The organism is Bradyrhizobium sp. USDA3010 (assembly GCF_056429065.1).
Window position 1 is genome coordinate 439464 of sequence record NZ_JBWJZD010000001.1, and the last position, 16631, is coordinate 456094.

The following is a 16631-nucleotide window of genomic DNA, read 5'->3' on the forward strand; positions in this document are numbered from 1 at the left end:
CGAAACCGAGGGCGACATCAGATGACGCAAGCGCCGGCCAAACCTCATCGCGTGGTGATCGTCGGCGCCGGCTTCGGCGGGCTGGAAGCCGCCTTCGGTCTCGCAGGCGCGCCGGTCGAGATCACGCTGATCGACCGCCGCAATCACCATCTGTTCCAGCCGCTGCTCTACCAGGTCGCGACCGCATCGCTTGCGACCAGCGAGATCGCCTGGCCGATCCGCTATCTCTTGCGCGACCGGCCGGAGGTGACGACGCTGTTCGCCAATGTCTGCGGCGTCGACGCTGCGGCAAAATGCGTGCAGCTCGACGACGGCGGCAGCATTCCCTATGACACGCTGATCCTCGCCACCGGCGCGCGTCACGCCTATTTCGGCCATGACGAATGGGAGCCGTTCGCACCCGGCCTGAAGACGCTGGAGGACGCGACGACGCTCAGGCGGCGCATCCTGGTCGCTTTCGAGCGCGCCGAGCGCGAGACCGATCCGGACAAGCGCGCAGCACTGCTCACCTTCGTCATCATCGGCGCCGGGCCGACCGGCGTCGAGATGGCCGGCACCATCGCCGACCTCGCCAAGGACACGCTGCCGCAGGACTTCCGTCACATCGACACGCGCAAGGCGCGCGTGGTGCTGATCGAGGCCGGCTCGCGCGTGCTGGCAGGATTTCCCGACGATCTCTCGGCCTATGCGCAAGCGTCGCTGGAGAAACTCGGCGTCGAGGTGATGCTGGGCGAGCCGGTCACCGAATGCTCGGCCGATGGCGTGGTGTTCGGCGGCAAGAGGCTGGAAGCGCGCACCATCGTCTGGGCCGCCGGCGTGCGCGCCTCGCGCGCCGCCGAATGGCTGAACGCGCCGGCCGACCGCGCCCATCGGCTGCAAGTCGAGCCGGATCTGATCGTGCCCGGTCATCCCGACATCTTCGCAATCGGCGACACCGTCACGATCAAGGGCCCCGACGGCAATCCGGTGCCCGGCATCGCACCGGCCGCCAAACAGGAAGGACGCTACGTCGCCGCATTGATCAAGGCCCGGCTCGACGGCAAAACGCTGCCGCCGTTCCGCTACAAGCATGCCGGCAGCCTCGCGCAGATCGGCAAGAAGAAGGCGGTGATCGATTTCGGCTGGCTCAAGCTGCGCGGCTCGCTGGCATGGTGGATCTGGGGCCTCGCCCACATCTACTTCCTGATCGGCGTGCGCCATCGGATTGCGGTGGCGATGAACTGGCTCTGGATCCACACCCGCGACCAGCGTGCCGCACGACTGATCACCCAAGGCAGCAGCAAGGTCGCGCAGTAGAATTACATCATCTGAACAACAACCTTGCCCTTGGCTCGGCCGGTTTCGAGATATGCGAGCGCCTGCTTGGCCTGTTCGAACGGAAATACCCTGTCGATCACCGGCCGGATGCGCCCCGCCTTGAGTAGCTCGCCGATCTCGGCAAGTTGCCTACCCTCGGGATGCACGAACAGGAACGAATATGCGACGCCGCGCCTTCTGGCGCGGCGAATGATTCTACGGCTCAGCAATCCGAACAGGAACACCATGAAGTAGTTCATCCCGCGGGCTTGAGCGAATGCAGCGTCTGGTGGGCCGACGAGCGAAGCAACGATGCTGCCCGGCTTTAAAATCCGAAGCGATTTCTCGATCGCATCGCCCCTGACTGTGCCCAGCACGGCGTCGTAGTCCTGCAGCACCTCCTCGAATTGCTGTTTCTTGTAGTCGATCACCTCGTCGGCACCGAGGCTCCGGACCAGATCCACATTCCCGGTGCTCGTGGTCGTCGCAACCGTCGCTCCGAGGTATTTTGCAAGTTGGATCGCGAAGGTGCCGATGCCGCCGGCGCCCGCGGGGATAAACACCTTCTGGCCGGGCTTGAGACGGGCACGCTGCTTGAGCGCCTGCCACGACGTCAGGCCGACCATCGGGACCGATGCGGCCTGCACGAAGTCCAGGTTCGGAGGCTTCAGCGCGGCGGTATCCTCCGGCACGCGCGCAAATTCGGCGAGCGCGCCCGTTCCGAGATCGAAGATGCTGGCGAAGACGGCGTCGCCCGGCTTGAAGCGAGTCACGCGGCTTCCCACTTCGACGACAACGCCCGCCAGATCGCTGCCCAGCGTGGCCGGCAGTCGAAATCGAAGGATGGGCTTGAACGTCCCTTTCGGAATCATGTTGTCGATCGGGTTCAAGCCAGCTGCGTGAACCTGAACCAGAATTTCATTCGGCTTCGGCGTCGGCCGAGGGATATCGACAATCGCCACCTGATCCGGCTTGCCGTAGCGCTTGAAGACAAGTGCTCTCATTTTGCTCTTGGTTCGGAGGTTCATGGCGGTGGCAGGAGGCGACGCTTCAGCGGTCAGAAAGCCCGCGCAGGGCGGTTGGGCTGCGATGCCGCCGGCACATCGAGCCGGAGGTCCTTTCGAATCCCGGCATCCACCAGGCCTTGGGGCGCAAATCGGCGCAGCAGGCGCAGACGGTTCGCAAGCTTGCCGGCCGCGTATCGCAGTTTCGGGTGCGTTGCGCTGGCGGCCCTCAGCACGGTGTCCGCCACGACGCTGGGCCGCTCGGCCGTTGCCATCACCTCGCCGAGCCTCCTGTTCATGCCCATACGAGCCTCACGGTACTCGTCGAGCTTGGCATCCGCCTCCATGAAGTTCGCGTCGAACGACGTCCGCATGTATGCCGGTTCGATCACCGAGACGCGGATGCCCCTGGTGCGCAGCTCATGGTCGAGCGATTCCGAATAGCCCTCCACCGCGTGCTTGGTTGCGGCATAGAGCGCGCCATAGGGCATCGGCAGGAAGCCCAGCACGGAGCCGATATTGACGATGCGGCCGCTCCCTTGGCGTCGCATGTGAGGCACAACGGCGCGCGTCATCCGGATCAATCCGAAGAAATTGGTCTCGAAGATCGAGCGGGCCTGCTCGATCGAACTCTCCTCCGCGCCGGCGGGCGCGACGCCGAAGCCGGCGTTGTTCACCAACAGGTCGATGCGGCCGTCGCGCCGCATCACTTCGCTGACAGCGGCTTCCACCGATTCATCACTGGTCACGTCGAGCGGCAGCATCTCGAACGATCGCTTGCCTGGCTTGGCTCCCCGTCGGCTGGTGCCGTAGACCTCGTAGCCGGCTTCAGCGAGCCGTTGGGCGACGGCCTCTCCGATGCCTGACGAGGCGCCGGTGACGAGGGCAATCTTTGGTCCGAGGCCATTCATGAGCTTCTCCGATAATGCCGGCGGATCTCAAATCCGCTTTGATTACGATCGTAACTATTGATATAAATGACGATCGCTATTATAATTGTCAAGGCCCGGGGAAGGGGATCTGCGTCATGCGCGTTTCAAAAGAAAAGGCGGCCCAAAACCGCGAACGGATTCTCGAGGCGGCCTCCCGCCTCATGCGGGAGCACGGCATCTCCGGCGCCAGTGTCGACGCGCTGACCGAGGCGGCCGGGATGACTCACGGCAGCCTGTACAGTCAGTTCGGCTCAAAGGAACGGCTTGTCGAGGAAGCCGTGACTCACGCGATCGCGTCCAAGGGACGGGATGTGTCCGAGGAAGCTGCGCTCGGCGACTATGTCTCGGAATACCTGTCGCCTGTGCATCGCGACCAACCGGGAAGCGGCTGCCCTTTCGCAGCGTTATGTTGTGAGATCCCACGCCAAGGCATGGCCGTCAGAGAGCGGTTCACGGCCGGGGTGCGCGGCATGATCTCCCTGCTGGGCCGGCGAATGCAGTCCGGCCTGAGGCCACGGCAGCGCGAGGAGAAGGCGCTCGCGACCATGGCCTCCCTGGTCGGAGCACTGGTGCTCGCCCGCGCCGTGAGCGACCCCAAGCTGTCGGACGACATTCTTCGCGCGACCCGAAACGAATTGGGCGACTGACCGCTCACCCGACTATTGCCACCATTGTGCGCCGATGCCGCGCGTGAAATACTTGCCGTAGCAACGATCATCACGGGAGGAAAACGATGCGGATCGATGCGCCTGCGATCGCGCTCGCGGCCTGGCTTGTCACGCCGACGGCCGGAGCATGGGCAGAGGCAGTCGACATCAAAATGACCGGCGACCCCGCCGCGACCTGTAGCGGGCTTGCCGGCCTGGCCGACGGTGCGGTCAGGATCGATACTGCCGCGCTGCAGGCGCCAGCGCCGCTCTCCGTCTCAGACAAGGCGCCGACACCTTCCGGCCGCATCGTCCCGGCCAATCCCGCGTTCTGCAAGGTGCTCGGCCATATCGATCCCGCCGATCCCACGGCGCCACCGATCAAATTCGAGGTCAACCTGCCCATCGAGTGGAACGGCCGCTCGCTGCAATATGGCGGCGGCGGCTTCAACGGCGTGCTGATATCAGGCCTCGGCCTGCCGCCGGCCCATCCATTCGACAAGGCCTCGCCGCTGGCGCTCGGCTTCGTGACCGTCGGCACCGACTCCGGCCACGAGCAGAAGCCCGGCGAGCCGCCGCAGCTGTTCGCGCTCAACGACGAGGCGTTCGAGAATTTCTCGCACAAGGCCTACAAGAAGGTGCGCGACGCCGCGCGGGCGCTGACGGTCCGCGCCTACGGCAAGCCGCCGGCGAAGATGTATTTCATGGGATCGTCCGAGGGCGGCCGTGAGGCGCTGACCATGGCGCAGCGCTATCCCGACGATTTCGACGGCATCTTCGCGCGCGTACCCGTGATCAACTGGGTCGGGTTGCAGCATGCCGGCACCCGCTCCGGCCTCGTGACCATGGGCGAGGGCTGGATCAGGCCGGCCCAGGTCAAGCTCGTGGCCGACGCCGTGCTGAAGGCCTGCGACACGCAGGACGGCTCCGATGACGCACTGGTGCAGGATCCCGTCGGCTGCAAGGCCAGGTTCAAGCCGGCCACGCTGGCATGCGCCGCGGGCCACGGCGGCGACGACTGCCTGACCGACAAGCAGGTCGCCGCGATCGAAACGCTGCATGCGCCGTACAAATTCTCGTTCCCGCTCGCCAACGGCCTCGACGACTATCCGGGCTGGGGCGTGTCGGGCGAGAACACGCCGGCGTTCGGCCCGACCGGCGGCTGGAAGGCCTGGTGGCTCGGCAGCACGGCGCCGGCGCAGCCACCGGCTCCGACCAATGGCATCGCCTGGATCTACGGCGCCGGCGGCATTCAATATGTCTTCGCCCGCGATCCGAAGCTCGACGTCACGACCTACAAGCCCGAGGACCACAAGGCGCGCGTGCTGGAAGTCTCCGCGCTGATGGATTCCACCGATCCGGACCTCACGCGCTTCCACGCACACGGCGGCAAGCTCGTGATCCTCGAACACATGTCCGACTACGCGCAAAGCCCCTATGCCGGCATCCGCTACTTCGAGAACGTCGAGAAGACGCTCGGCAAGGACAAGGTCGCGGAGTTCGCCCGGCTCTACGCTGCGCCCGGCGTCGACCATGTCGGCTCCGGCGCACCCGCCAATGTCGACATGCTGGCCGTGCTCGTCGACTGGGTCGAGAACCGCACGGCGCCCGGCGATCTCGAAGTGCGCGAGCAGAAGACCGAGGCGCCGGCCTTCGACACCCTCCGCGCGCTGCCATTGTGCGGCTGGCCGGCCTGGCCGCACTACAAGGCGGGACCGGTCACCGCGGCGGCGAGTTTTGCGTGCGCGCCGTGAGGTAAGCTTCCTCACAACTTCGGATCGTGGCTCTCCTTGTGCCGCGCGAGCGCAGCAGCGCATGCGGCGATCGTGGAGCCCCGCGGCTCCGCCGGCGGGACTACTCCCTCTTAGCCAGCGGCATTGCCGTATCGCGGCGCGCGGACAGCTCTCATCGATGGTCGATGTGCTACACCATCGCGGTCCCGGCTGGCCGAGACAGATCCTCAACAATGATTTTAAGGAGGGAATGCAATGCGAACGTCCTCCACCTTATATCTGTTCATTGCGTTGCTCGCGATGCCTGCGACCGCGACCGCTGGCGACGAAAGTCTGAAGCAACAATTCGAGAAGGTCGCGGCGGCCTACGCCGACAGTTTCAACAAGCAGAATGGCGCCGGGATCGCTGCGCTCTATGCGCCTGGCGGGATGGTCGTCAATGCGACCGGGTCGCACACCGATGTCGCCCAGACCTACGAAGGTATCTTCAAGGCCGGGTTCAACCACAATGAAATAACGGTGGATGAGGCCCTGCCGTTGGGAGCCGATACGGCTATCGCGACTGGCGAATATCACATCACGGGCAAGAACCAGAATGGCGAGCCGCTTGATGTGGTTGGCCGCTGGACCGGGGCGTATGTCAACCAGGGCGGAAATTGGAAGATCCGGATGGTGTCGGCCTTCCCGAAGGCGCCCCCGGCGAAATAAGTGTCTTCAGTGATCCACGCAGCAAAGGGTGCTGCCGATCTCGGTTCGCCTCTCCCCTTGTGCGCGAGGCGGGCCGCATGAAGCGAGGCGGAACGCGAACCGGTCGACAGTTTGCCATCGCTCCGTCCCGCCGCGCAGCCGCATTGGTGGATACAGCGTCAGCCCATCACCTGATGCGGCGAGCGGCCGAACGCGGCCTTGAAGGCGCGGCTGAAATGCGAGACGTCGCTGAAGCCGAAGCTGAGCGCCGCATCGGTGACGTGGCTGAAGCGCTGTTCGGCCAGCGCCTGATAGGCGCCGGCGAGGCGCTGCTGCCAGAGCCAGCGGATCGGCGTTGTGCCCTCGCGCGCGAACAGGCGATTGAGCGTACGCGGCGCCATGTTCTGCGCCGTGGCGATCGTATCGAGATCGAGCTCGGGATCGTCGAGATGGGCCCGAATGTAGGCCTTGACCCGCGCCAGCCGTTCGTCGCCGCGCCGCGGCACATCGTCCGTCAGCTCGGTCTGGAGCGTCGTCGCGAAAATATCGAGCATTGAGGCGCCAAGCCTTATCGCCGCAGGCCCGGCGTCGTCATCGAGCCGCGTCAGCCGGCGGATCAACGATCCCGCCAGCGCGCCCACTTTCGACGCGTTGCCGACCCGCCGTGCCGTCAGCCGCTGCGCATCCGGCAGCCGCGCGAGCAGCAGCGGCCGCGGGATCGACACCATGATCGAACGCGCGCTCGGGGCGAATTCGAGCGTGAACGGCTGCGCCTGGTCGTGGAGCATGAGATCGCCCCGGCGCATCCGCACCTCGCGTCCGCCCTGCGCGAAGCCGACCTCGCCGCGCAGCGTCAGCCACAGCATGAAATAATCGCGCGGGTCGCGATGGACGTCGCTCGCGCTGCGCATCACCCGGATGCGGTCGGCGGCCGGGGTCGACGACCAAATGTCGTTGATCGCAAGCGGGCCGAAATTGCGGATCGAGATCGACGCGGCAAACGCCTCATCGGCGACGCGGCGGCATTCGGTCAGCGAGAATTCGCGGCAGGTGACGTGATGCCAGCGGTCGAAACTGTCACCCGGCGCAACCAGCGTTTGCGCGATGACTGTATGATCTGGGGTCTGCATCGGACCTTGCTCCCGCCCAACCCGGCAGGGGGATATTCTGCGTCCAGCCCCCGTTTCTGGCAAGCAGAGTCCAGCGACTGGCCGGCGCAGCCAAGAACCGCCGCCGCGACGGAGGTAGAAAATGTCTCCCTTCAGGAGAGGAGACACCACATGGGCTACCAGTGCGAAATCATCGATCCCGCGCGCACCGTCATGATCGTTGTCGACATGCAGAACGATTTCGTGGCCGAGGGCGCCAAGCTGCGCTCCGCGCAGGCCGCCGCCATGGTGCCGCGGCTGGCGCAGACCCTGAAGGCCTGCCGCGACAAGGGCATCCGCATCATCTACACCGCGCATGTGCATCGCCGCGACGGCAGCGACATGGGGCTCTATGATGATCTCTATGCGCCGATCGCCGACCGATCGTCGCTGGTCGACGGCACCGCGGGCGTCGAGATCTTCAATGACCTCGCACCCGCACCAGGCGAGCACGTCATCAAGAAGCACCGCTACAGCGCGTTCTTCGCCACCGACCTCGACCTCATCCTGCGCGAATGGGGCATCACGACAGTGATCATCTCGGGAACGACCACCGAGAACTGCTGCCACGCCACCGCGCGGGACGCCATGTTCCACAATTACAAGGTCGTCTTCCTGTCGGACGCCACAGGCACGTTCGACTATCCCGACGTCGGCCAGGGCGCCCTGTCCGCCGAAGAGGTGCATCGCGCCACGCTCACGATCCTCGCGTTCTCGACCGCGCATGTGATGACGGCGGCCGAGATGCTGGCGCGGGTAAAGACGGCGAGCCCGAAAGCAGCGTAGTTTCTTCTTCCTCTCCCCGTTCTTACGGGGTCGAGACGAGCGAAGCTCGCTCTTGGAGGGTTGGGGTGAGGGGCTCCGTTCACGAACGCAATTCGCGGAGAGTCCCCCTGACCCGCCGCGCTCGTCGAGCGCGTCGGCCTCTCCCCGCAAGCGGGGCGAGGCGAACAGAGACGCGGGCGGCAGCCGTCCTTTATTTCACCAGCGAGCACCCGCCATCGGCGATCGGGCGGAACGCCTGATCGGCCGGGATGGCCGCGATCAGCTTGTAATAGTCGTAGGGGTATTTCGACTCCTCGGGCTTCTTCACCTCGAACAGGTACATCGGGTGGATGACGCGGCCGTCCTGGCGGATCGTGGTCTCGCCGAACAGCCTGTCCTTGCCCTTGAAGGTCTTCATCTGCGGCACCACGACCTTGGCGTCGTCGCTGCCGGTGGCGGCGACGGCGTTGAGATAGGCGAGCGTCGAGGCGTAGACGCCGGCCTGGTTGCCGCTCGGCATCTTGCCGTTCATGCCGGGCCGCGCGGCGAAGCGCTTTGCGAACGCGCGGGTGTCGTCGTTCATGTCCCAGTAGAAGGCCTCAAGCAGCTGCAGGCCCTGCGCGACCTTCAGGCCCATGCCGTGGACGTCGTTCACGAACAGCAGGAACGCGACCATGGTCTGGCCGCCCTGCTGAATGCCGAACTCGGCCGCCTGCTTCACCGCGTTGATGGTGTCGCCGCCGGCATTGGCGAGCCCGATCACCTTTGCTTTCGAGTTCTGCGCCTGCAGCAGGAAGGAGGCGAAGTCCGAAGTGCCGAGCGGATGCTTGCTCGATCCCAGCACCTTGCCGCCGTGCTTCTCGATGTAGTTCGTCGCCTCAGCTTCGATGCCCTTGCCGAGTGCGTAGTCGACGGTCACAAAGTACCAGTCCTTGCCGCCACGCTGCATCATCGCGGCCGCCGTGGTGTTGCCGGTCGCCCAGGCGTCGTTGACCCATTGAATGGTGTTCGGCGAGCAGGCCTTACCGGTGAGATCGGAGCTCGCGGTCGACGATGCCAGAAACGTCATCCGCGAGTCGCGCAGCACGGTGTTGACGGCGAGGCCGACCGCCGAGTTCGGCACGTCGACGATGGCGTCGACGCCTTCGACATCGAGCCATTTGCGCGCGATCGCGGATCCGACGTCGGCCTTGTTCTGGTGATCGGCATAGACGATCTCGACCTTGATGCCCTTGCCGCCGCCGTTGAAATCCTCCGCCGCCATGCGCGCGGCTTCCACCGAGCCCATGCCGTTGGTGTCCTGGAAGATGCCGGAAATGTCGTTGAGCACGCCGACGCGCACGACATCGCCGGAAATCTCCGCGCGTGCGCTGCCCGCGGCGCAGGCCAATGCCAGCGCGAGTCCAATCCCAAATCGCCCAACCCCAAAGCCCCGCATCGTTTCCCCTCCCATGTTTCCTCAACCGGCCTTTTTGCCGGGATTGAGCTTCCGGTCAGGCCGGTGTGATCTCGACCGGCAGGCTGCTCAGCCCGCGCAGCGTGTTGTTGAATAGGCGCTTCGGCTCGCCTGTGATTTCGATCTTCGCGACATGGCGCGCCAGTGCCGCCATCATCACCTCGCCCTCGAGGCGGGCGACGAGCTGGCCGACACACATGTGGATGCCCGAGCCGTAACCGACATGGCCCGACGTGCGGCGCGTGATGTCGTAGCTATCGGGCGCTTCCCAGCGGCGCGGATCGCGATTGGCGGCAGCCAGGAACATCAGCACTTTCTCGCCTTCGGGGATGCGGGCCCCGCTGAGCTCGACGTCGCGGGTGGTGGTGCGGAAGAAGGTCTGGACCGGGCTTTCGAATCGCACGGCTTCCTCGAACGCGTTGCGCGCCAGCGTCGGATCGCCACGGAGCTTCTGGAACTGGTCGGGGAAGCGGGCGAGGCAGTAGACGGCGGCGCCGATGCCGTTGACGGTCGTGTCGAGACCGGCCGACAGCAGCGAGCGCACCAGCAGCGGCGCCTCGGTCGCGGTGATGGCACCGCTATCGACATGGGCGTGGATGCAGGCGCCGATTCCGCCCGGGGTAAGATTGTCGCGCTGGCACTGCTCGGCAACATAGGCCTGATGCGGCGCTGAGCGCTCGATGGCCTCCCTGCGGAGCTCGTTCGGCGGGCCGAAGGCGTTGAACACCAGGCTTGCGTAGGGCAGCAGATGCTCGCGGCCCTCCGGCCGCAAGCCCAGCGCATCCGGGAAGATCGACAGCGGATAGGCCTCCGCCAGGTCCTCGATCGCGTCGAAACGGCGCTTCTCCAGCAGCGCATCGACACGGGCCTCCGCGGCGGCGGCAAATCGCCCGCGAAGCTGCTTCATCACGGTCGCCGACAGCACCGTGCTCAGCACATTGCGGGTGCGGGTATGCGCCGGCGGGTCGGCCTCCAGGATCAGGCTCGGCGGCCGCCACGGCTTCTCCTTGGAGAAGTCGCTGAGACCGACGCCGCGGCTGGAGCAGAACGTCTCGGGATCGTTCAGCACCGCATGGACCTCGGCGTAGCGCGCCACGCCATACACATTCCACTTGTCGAGATAGACCACGGGTGCGGCCTCGCGCAGCCGCTCGTGGGTCGGGAACGGGTCGGCGAAGAACTCGAGGGCGAACGGATCGACGTCGAGATGCGGGACGGACGCACCTTCTGTTGCAGTCATCGGGACCTCCCGAGGTTTGATCTTGTCAATACGGGCCGCATGTCACTTGCTCCCGAACAGTTTCGCAGCGATGATTTGGGAAATGAGCAGCCAGCCCCTCCCCCGAAAGCCCCGCCGGCCGAGACCGGCCGATCCCGCAAATGCCACCGATGGCCCGCTGCTGGACCTCAATCGCTATGTGCCGGCGTTCATCACCTTCATCGGCAACAAGCTGTCGAACAGCGCCACCGCATTTTACCAGAAGAATTTCGGCGTCAACGTCACCGAGTGGCGAATCATCTCGCAGCTGGCGATCGAGCCGGGGATTCCCGCCTCCCGGATCTGCCAGGTGATCGGCTTCGACAAGGGCCCGGTCAGCCGCAATCTCGCGGCGCTGCAGAAGCGCGGCCTGCTGACGATCCGCACCGCGCCCGACGACGGCCGCACCCATTCGATCACCCTGACCGCGCGCGGCCGCGCCATCCACGACAAGGTCATCGTCGCGGCGCTGGAGCGCGAGCGGCGGCTGCTGTCGTGCCTGAAAAAGGACGAGCGCGAGGTGCTGATCGACCTGCTGCGCCGGCTGCACGAGAATCTCGGCGCCGTGACCGGGCAAAGCACGACCTGACCGAACGCCTGCGGCGCGGGCAGCACTCTGCGCCACCGCGATACTTGCCCGGTTGTCGATGCGTGCCGCTTGCGCGCTGCTGCGCAACATTCTCCTCCCGGATGCCCGGCCGTTGACCGGCCCTATTCCTGTGGGGCGGAAACTCGCACAGCTTAGTTGCCATAGCAACTAAAAACGCGCGTGTGCGGCGCGGCAAGAGGAAGCGGCGGGGAACCTAGCGGTCGGAAAGCTGAAACTTGGATGACAAACCGTGCCACAAACTCGGTGTCGTCCCGGCCTCCGAGCCAGGACCCATAACCACCAATGCTGATGATTGCACGCCGGCGGAACGACGACCTTTGTAGACAAAGTCGGCCGCGGAGCATGGGTCCCTGCTTTCGCAGGGACGACGGCGGAGGACGTGGCGGCCTCCCAACACCGCGCCGGTACAAATCATGTCACGGGCCCGCGCAGGCGATCGGCTCGGACGAGGCGTCGTCCTCCAGGACCGTCACCGCTGCGGTGCGGCGCGTCAGCACGGCGCGCTGGTTGATGTAGCCCTTGTCGGTGATTTCCCCGCCATCGACCGAGGCGGGCTCGGCGAGCAGCAGCGCACGGGTGGCATGGCCGGAAGAATGGCCGCCCTGCGCCTTCAGCCGTGCCAGCCCCTGCCCGATCGCAGAACGGACCGCCGGATGGGCGATGACCTCCTGCGCGCCGGCGCTCTCGGGCAGTCCCGCAAGCGAACGGCAGGCGGCGAGGTTCGGGAACACCAGGAAGCGGACCTCGTCGCGGCCGTGGCCCGCGACGACGATATCCTGCGCGAGCGGCGCCAGCGCCGCGATGCCGGCGACCCGCAGCGTGCCGACGCTGACCCAGGTGCCGGAATTGAGCTTGAAGTCCTCGGCCACGCGGCCGTCGAAGAACAGGCCGAGATCGGGCCGGTCGGGATCGGCGAAGGTGACGGCGTCGCCGATCTTGTAAAAGCCCTCGTCATCGAAGGCCTCGGCGGTGAGTTGTGGCGCCTTCCAGTAACCCGGCGTGACATTGGGCCCGCGCACGCGGACCTCGAGCTTGTCGCCCGAGGGCACGAGCTTGAGCTCGGTGCCGGGGATCGGAACGCCGATATTGCCGGAGCGTTCGGCGAGGAAGTGGCAGTCGGTCGCCAGCGGCGAGGTCTCGGTCGATCCCCAGGCCGACACCATCGGCAGCCTGCGGCCGATCGTTTGCAGCGACAATTCCTCCAGCGCGTCCCACAAATTCTGCGGCAGCGCCGCGCCGGCATAGAAGGCGAATTTGGTGCCCGCGAAGAACTTGCGGCGCAGTTCGTCGTCGGTGCGGAGCGCCGCGATCAGCATGTCGAAGCCGCGCGGCACGTTGAAATAGACCGTCGGCACCACGCTGCGCAGATTGGCAAGCGAGGTTGCGAACGGGCCGGGCGCCGGCTTGCCGCCGTCGATATAGAGCGTGCCGCCGTTGCGCAGCACCAGATTGAAATTGTGGTTGGCGCCGAAGGTGTGACTCCAGGGCAGCCAGTCCAATATGATCAGCTCCTCGCCGTGCTGCTCCAGGAACGTCCAGGTCTGCGCCTTGGCCTGCTGGCTCGACGTCAGCATGCGCTGGGTGTTGATCACGGCTTTCGGTGTGCCCGTTGATCCCGAGGTGAACAGGAACTTTGCGATCGTGTCCGGCGTCACCGCGGCAAAGGCCGTGGCGACCTCCGGCGATTCAGGCGTCGCCGCGACAGTGCGGAACGCCAGCGCCCCGGCATCATCGGGATTGCCGCTGACGATGGTCGCCCGATGCAGTGGCGCGATCGCGGCAAGCGCGGCCGCGAACGGCGTTGTGCCTGTGACATAGATCGCGCCGGGATCAAGCAGCGCGATCATGCCCTTCAGCTTGTCGAAATCCTTCGACATCAAGGAATAGGCCGGCGAGATCGCGGCCGAGGGCACGCCGACATGCTGGGCGGCAAGCGCGAACAGCGCGTGGTCGATGCTGTTGTCGGCGAGGATGACCAGCGGCCGCTCCGTGCTCAGCCCTTGCGCCAGGATCCATGATGCGGCCCGCCGCACGATTCCGAGCGCATCGCGATAGCTGACGGTGCTCCAGGGCGCCTCGGCGCTGGCGCGCTCGCCCAGGAAGATGCGGTCCGGCGCCTGCCGCGCCCAATGCTCCAGCCAGTCGCCGACGCAGCGGGCGCTGCCTTGCAACGGCGTGGTGGAGCGGACGAGGATGCTACCGTCGTCGCGGCTGACGGCAACGATCGCGGGCGTCGCGAACAGGCGGTGCGGATCGTCTCCGCTGGCGGCCGTCGTCATGGTTTCCTCCTCGCCCGTGTCCTGCGGGATCGCGCCGCAACATGGTGCGGCGCCGCGGTCCCGGCCGGGCTCTTTGGTCATAATGTTGCGGACATCAATTGTTGTCGTCAACAACAATCTTTCCCTCCCGTCTCGGGCGCGCTAGCCTTGGGCATGGCGAGCAAGCAGCAGACGTCGCGCAAGGCGACAGGAACGAGAGCGGCAATCCGCCGCGCCCAGGCGCGCACGGCGAACGGCCGGGCGCTGGGCGGCGACGCCAATGGCGACATCGGTCTCGACGCGCTGGTCGGCCACGCCGGCTATGCGGTGCGGCGCTTCCAGCTCTGGATCTTCCAGGACTTCATCAGGACGCTGGCGACGGTCGATATCCGTCCGACCCAATATTCGGTCATGACCGTGATCGGGGCCAATCCGGGCCTCAGCCAGATGGCAGTCGCTAAGCGGCTCGGAATCGAACGCGCACGGCTGGTGCATCTGCTCGACAGTCTGGAAGCGCGCGACTTCGTCAGCCGCGTCCCTTCTGCCACTGACCGCCGTTCTCACGCGCTGCACTTGACCGGGCGCGGCAAGACCGCGCTGGCCCGGTTCAAGCGGCTCGCCGCCGAGCACGAACGGCATGTCGCCGACAAGATCGGCAAGGAAAACCGCAAGCAACTGCTGCAGATCCTCGCCTGCTTCACCTGATCGACCGATCGGATTTCGGCTTGGTCACGCTTGCCCTAAAATTGAGCAGACACGCTCTCAAGCGAGCTCGCTTCAACTCCCAGCGACCATTTCAAGCAACTGATATTGTGTAATAATCCGTCGCGCCGCAGGCGCAGGCAAATTGTACACAATGGCACATTGCTTGCTTCGATCAGGCTGCAATTCCCTCGCGGCAGGCATCCGATGCCTCACCGCGCCAGAGACGAGGCCAAACACGTGACTGAAACTGTCGCCGCGATCGTTGCCGCACACCGCGCAGGGACCATGACGCCGGCGCAAACGGTGGCGCGCAGTTACCAGCGCATCCGCGAGCACAACGATCCCGCCATCTTCATCAGCCTGCGCGACGAGAAGGAGGCGCTCGCCGAGGCCGCGCGGCTCGCAGACCCGACGCTGCCGCTCTACGGCGTGCCGGTCGCGGTGAAGGACAATATCGATGTCGCGGGGCTGCCGACCACCGCCGCCTGCCCGGCGTTCTCCTACATGCCCGCGCAGGACTCCACCGCAGTCGCCAGACTTCGCGCGGCCGGCGCCATCATCATCGGCAAGACCAATCTCGACCAGTTCGCCACCGGCCTGGTCGGCGTGCGCTCGCCCTACGGCATTCCCAAAAATCCGGTCCGCGGCGATCTGGTGCCGGGCGGATCGAGCTCGGGCTCCGCGGTCGCGGTATCAGTGGGCCTCGTGCCGCTGTCGCTCGGCACCGACACCGCGGGCAGCGGCCGCGTGCCGGCGATGCTCAACAACATCGTTGGCCTCAAGCCGAGCCTCGGGCTGATCTCGAACGCGGGGCTGGTGCCGGCCTGCCGCACGCTCGACTGCATCTCGGTGTTCTCGCTCACCGTCGACGACGCATTGGCCGCGCTTGCCGTGATGGCCGGGCCGGATGACGCCGATCCGTTCTCGCGCGACCGGCCGCTGTCACCGCGCGCGGCCTTTCCTGCCGAGCTCAAGCTCGGCATTCCCAAGAGCGGCCAGCTGATCTTCTTCGGCGATCGCGAAGCCGAGAAAGCCTATGGCGAAGCCTGCGAGCGCTGGCAGTCGCTCGGCGCCGAACTCATCGAATTCGACCTCGAGCCGTTCTACGAGACCGCGCGGTTGCTCTATGAGGGCCCGTGGGTCGCCGAGCGCTATCTCGTGATCCGCGATCTCCTGGCGTCGTCGCCGGACGCGATCCACCCGGTGACACGCGAGATCACGATCGGCGGCGCGCGGCCCACCGCGGCCGATACCTTCTCCGCGCTCTATCGCCTGCAGGCGCTGCGTCGCGTTGCCGCGCGCACCTTCGCGCAGTGCGATGCGATCGTGCTGCCGACGGCGCCGACGGTCTATTCCACCGCTGACGTGCTGGCCAACCCGATCGAGCTCAACTCGCGGCTCGGCACCTACACCAATTTCGTCAACCTGCTCGACCTCTGCGGCCTGGCGCTGCCGGCAGCGATGCGGCCTGACGGCGCGCCGTTCGGTATCACGCTGCTCGCCCCCGCCGGCCAGGACGCCGAGCTTGCCAGCATCGGCCGCGTATTCCACGCCGACACCGGACTTGCCGTCGGCGCCAAGGCGGTGCGGCAGCCGCCGCTGGCCGCAGTACCTGCGCGAGCCGGCGCCGACGAGATCACGATCGCGGTGGTCGGTGCGCATCTCTCCGGCATGGCGCTGAATCATGAGCTGACCATGCTCGATGCGCGCCTGTTGGAAGAGACGGTCACCGCAGCGGACTACAAGCTCTATGCACTCGACACCACGCCGCCGAAACCCGGCATGCTGCGTGTCGAGACCGGTGCGGGTCATGCGATCAAGCTCGAGTTGTGGGCGATGTCGCCGGCCTCGTTCGGTACATTCGTCGCCGCGATCCCGCCGCCACTCTCGATCGGCACGATCAGGCTCGCCGACGGACGGCAGGCCAAGGGCTTCATTGTCGAGCCCGCCGCGATCAACGGCGCGAAGGATATCTCGGTCTATGGCGGCTGGCGGGCGTTCATGGCGGAGAGGGCGAAGGCCTAGCCGCGGCGGTAGTGTGCTCCCTCGCCCCGCTCTTGCGGGGAGAGGGTTGGGGTGAGGGGCATTTCTCCACGAGCAGTGCTTGTCGATAAACCTGTATCCCCTCACCC

Annotated in this window: 14 protein-coding genes; 8 read left to right on the forward strand and 6 right to left on the reverse strand. The window is 66.0% G+C overall.

What is annotated here, in order from left to right; genetic code table 11:
- The first annotated feature begins 21 nt into the window (after positions 1 to 21).
- Positions 22 to 1296, forward strand: a complete 1275-nt coding sequence (locus tag AC066Y_RS01905) for an NAD(P)/FAD-dependent oxidoreductase (protein WP_478272403.1) — start codon at positions 22 to 24, stop codon at positions 1294 to 1296.
- A 2-nt stretch (positions 1297 to 1298) separates the two neighbouring features.
- Here the strand turns inward: AC066Y_RS01905 and AC066Y_RS01910 are convergent, their stop codons facing one another.
- The gene (locus AC066Y_RS01910; protein WP_478272404.1) at positions 1299 to 2300 is read right to left on the reverse strand and encodes an NADP-dependent oxidoreductase; all 1002 of its coding nucleotides are present in this window, start codon (positions 2298 to 2300) and stop codon (positions 1299 to 1301) included.
- A 53-nt stretch (positions 2301 to 2353) separates the two neighbouring features.
- Entirely contained in the window at positions 2354 to 3211 is an 858-nt protein-coding gene (locus AC066Y_RS01915) for an oxidoreductase (RefSeq protein ID WP_478272405.1), read from the reverse strand.
- Positions 3212 to 3327: 116 nt separating this feature from the next.
- On the opposite strand from AC066Y_RS01915, the gene AC066Y_RS01920 reads away from it, so the two are divergent.
- From AC066Y_RS01920 to AC066Y_RS01930, 3 genes are all read left to right on the forward strand, one after another.
- Entirely contained in the window at positions 3328 to 3879 is a 552-nt protein-coding gene (locus AC066Y_RS01920) for a TetR/AcrR family transcriptional regulator (RefSeq protein WP_478272406.1), read from the forward strand.
- A gap of 173 nt (positions 3880 to 4052) precedes the next feature.
- On the forward strand, positions 4053 to 5633 hold the full coding sequence (locus AC066Y_RS01925) for a tannase/feruloyl esterase family alpha/beta hydrolase (RefSeq protein ID WP_478272573.1): 1581 nt from the start codon (positions 4053 to 4055) through the stop codon (positions 5631 to 5633).
- Positions 5634 to 5912: 279 nt separating this feature from the next.
- On the forward strand, positions 5913 to 6320 hold the full coding sequence (locus tag AC066Y_RS01930; RefSeq protein ID WP_207840436.1) for a DUF4440 domain-containing protein: 408 nt from the start codon (positions 5913 to 5915) through the stop codon (positions 6318 to 6320).
- 158 nt (positions 6321 to 6478) lie between these two features.
- Here AC066Y_RS01930 and AC066Y_RS01935 read toward each other — a convergent pair whose 3' ends face one another.
- Positions 6479 to 7429 (reverse strand): AraC-like ligand-binding domain-containing protein, encoded by a 951-nt coding sequence (locus AC066Y_RS01935; RefSeq protein ID WP_478272407.1) that lies wholly within the window; start codon positions 7427 to 7429, stop codon positions 6479 to 6481.
- Between the two features lie 150 nt (positions 7430 to 7579).
- Here AC066Y_RS01935 and AC066Y_RS01940 point away from each other — a divergent pair, with 150 nt between their 5' ends.
- Positions 7580 to 8233, forward strand: coding sequence for an isochorismatase family protein (locus tag AC066Y_RS01940; RefSeq protein WP_478272408.1), 654 nt, complete (start codon positions 7580 to 7582; stop codon positions 8231 to 8233).
- Between the two features lie 190 nt (positions 8234 to 8423).
- Here the strand turns inward: AC066Y_RS01940 and AC066Y_RS01945 are convergent, their stop codons facing one another.
- Positions 8424 to 9650, reverse strand: a complete 1227-nt coding sequence (locus tag AC066Y_RS01945; protein ID WP_478272409.1) for an ABC transporter substrate-binding protein — start codon at positions 9648 to 9650, stop codon at positions 8424 to 8426.
- Positions 9651 to 9705: 55 nt separating this feature from the next.
- Complete coding sequence (locus tag AC066Y_RS01950; protein ID WP_478272410.1) at positions 9706 to 10908, reverse strand: cytochrome P450; 1203 nt, start codon at positions 10906 to 10908, stop codon at positions 9706 to 9708.
- A gap of 82 nt (positions 10909 to 10990) precedes the next feature.
- On the opposite strand from AC066Y_RS01950, the gene AC066Y_RS01955 reads away from it, so the two are divergent.
- Entirely contained in the window at positions 10991 to 11515 is a 525-nt protein-coding gene (locus AC066Y_RS01955; protein WP_478272411.1) for a MarR family winged helix-turn-helix transcriptional regulator, read from the forward strand.
- A gap of 437 nt (positions 11516 to 11952) precedes the next feature.
- Here the strand turns inward: AC066Y_RS01955 and AC066Y_RS01960 are convergent, their stop codons facing one another.
- On the reverse strand, positions 11953 to 13815 hold the full coding sequence (locus tag AC066Y_RS01960; protein ID WP_478272412.1) for a feruloyl-CoA synthase: 1863 nt from the start codon (positions 13813 to 13815) through the stop codon (positions 11953 to 11955).
- Between the two features lie 153 nt (positions 13816 to 13968).
- Between AC066Y_RS01960 and AC066Y_RS01965 the strand changes: the two genes are divergently transcribed.
- Entirely contained in the window at positions 13969 to 14499 is a 531-nt protein-coding gene (locus AC066Y_RS01965; protein WP_478272413.1) for a MarR family winged helix-turn-helix transcriptional regulator, read from the forward strand.
- Between the two features lie 204 nt (positions 14500 to 14703).
- A complete protein-coding gene (gene atzF / locus AC066Y_RS01970; protein WP_478272414.1) occupies positions 14704 to 16524 on the forward strand; it encodes an allophanate hydrolase in 1821 nt (606 codons plus the stop codon).
- Positions 16525 to 16631 lie beyond the last annotated feature (107 nt).

Coding starts and splice junctions, on each gene's coding strand:
- AC066Y_RS01905 (WP_478272403.1), top strand. CDS start 22: ATGACGCAAGCGCCGGCCAAACCTCATCGCGTGGTGATCGTCGGCGCC.
- AC066Y_RS01910 (WP_478272404.1), bottom strand. CDS start 2,300: ATGAGAGCACTTGTCTTCAAGCGCTACGGCAAGCCGGATCAGGTGGCG.
- AC066Y_RS01915 (WP_478272405.1), bottom strand. CDS start 3,211: ATGAATGGCCTCGGACCAAAGATTGCCCTCGTCACCGGCGCCTCGTCA.
- AC066Y_RS01920 (WP_478272406.1), top strand. CDS start 3,328: ATGCGCGTTTCAAAAGAAAAGGCGGCCCAAAACCGCGAACGGATTCTC.
- AC066Y_RS01925 (WP_478272573.1), top strand. CDS start 4,053: ATGACCGGCGACCCCGCCGCGACCTGTAGCGGGCTTGCCGGCCTGGCC.
- AC066Y_RS01930 (WP_207840436.1), top strand. CDS start 5,913: ATGCCTGCGACCGCGACCGCTGGCGACGAAAGTCTGAAGCAACAATTC.
- AC066Y_RS01935 (WP_478272407.1), bottom strand. CDS start 7,429: ATGCAGACCCCAGATCATACAGTCATCGCGCAAACGCTGGTTGCGCCG.
- AC066Y_RS01940 (WP_478272408.1), top strand. CDS start 7,580: ATGGGCTACCAGTGCGAAATCATCGATCCCGCGCGCACCGTCATGATC.
- AC066Y_RS01945 (WP_478272409.1), bottom strand. CDS start 9,650: ATGCGGGGCTTTGGGGTTGGGCGATTTGGGATTGGACTCGCGCTGGCA.
- AC066Y_RS01950 (WP_478272410.1), bottom strand. CDS start 10,908: ATGACTGCAACAGAAGGTGCGTCCGTCCCGCATCTCGACGTCGATCCG.
- AC066Y_RS01955 (WP_478272411.1), top strand. CDS start 10,991: ATGAGCAGCCAGCCCCTCCCCCGAAAGCCCCGCCGGCCGAGACCGGCC.
- AC066Y_RS01960 (WP_478272412.1), bottom strand. CDS start 13,815: ATGACGACGGCCGCCAGCGGAGACGATCCGCACCGCCTGTTCGCGACG.
- AC066Y_RS01965 (WP_478272413.1), top strand. CDS start 13,969: ATGGCGAGCAAGCAGCAGACGTCGCGCAAGGCGACAGGAACGAGAGCG.
- atzF (WP_478272414.1), top strand. CDS start 14,704: ATGCCTCACCGCGCCAGAGACGAGGCCAAACACGTGACTGAAACTGTC.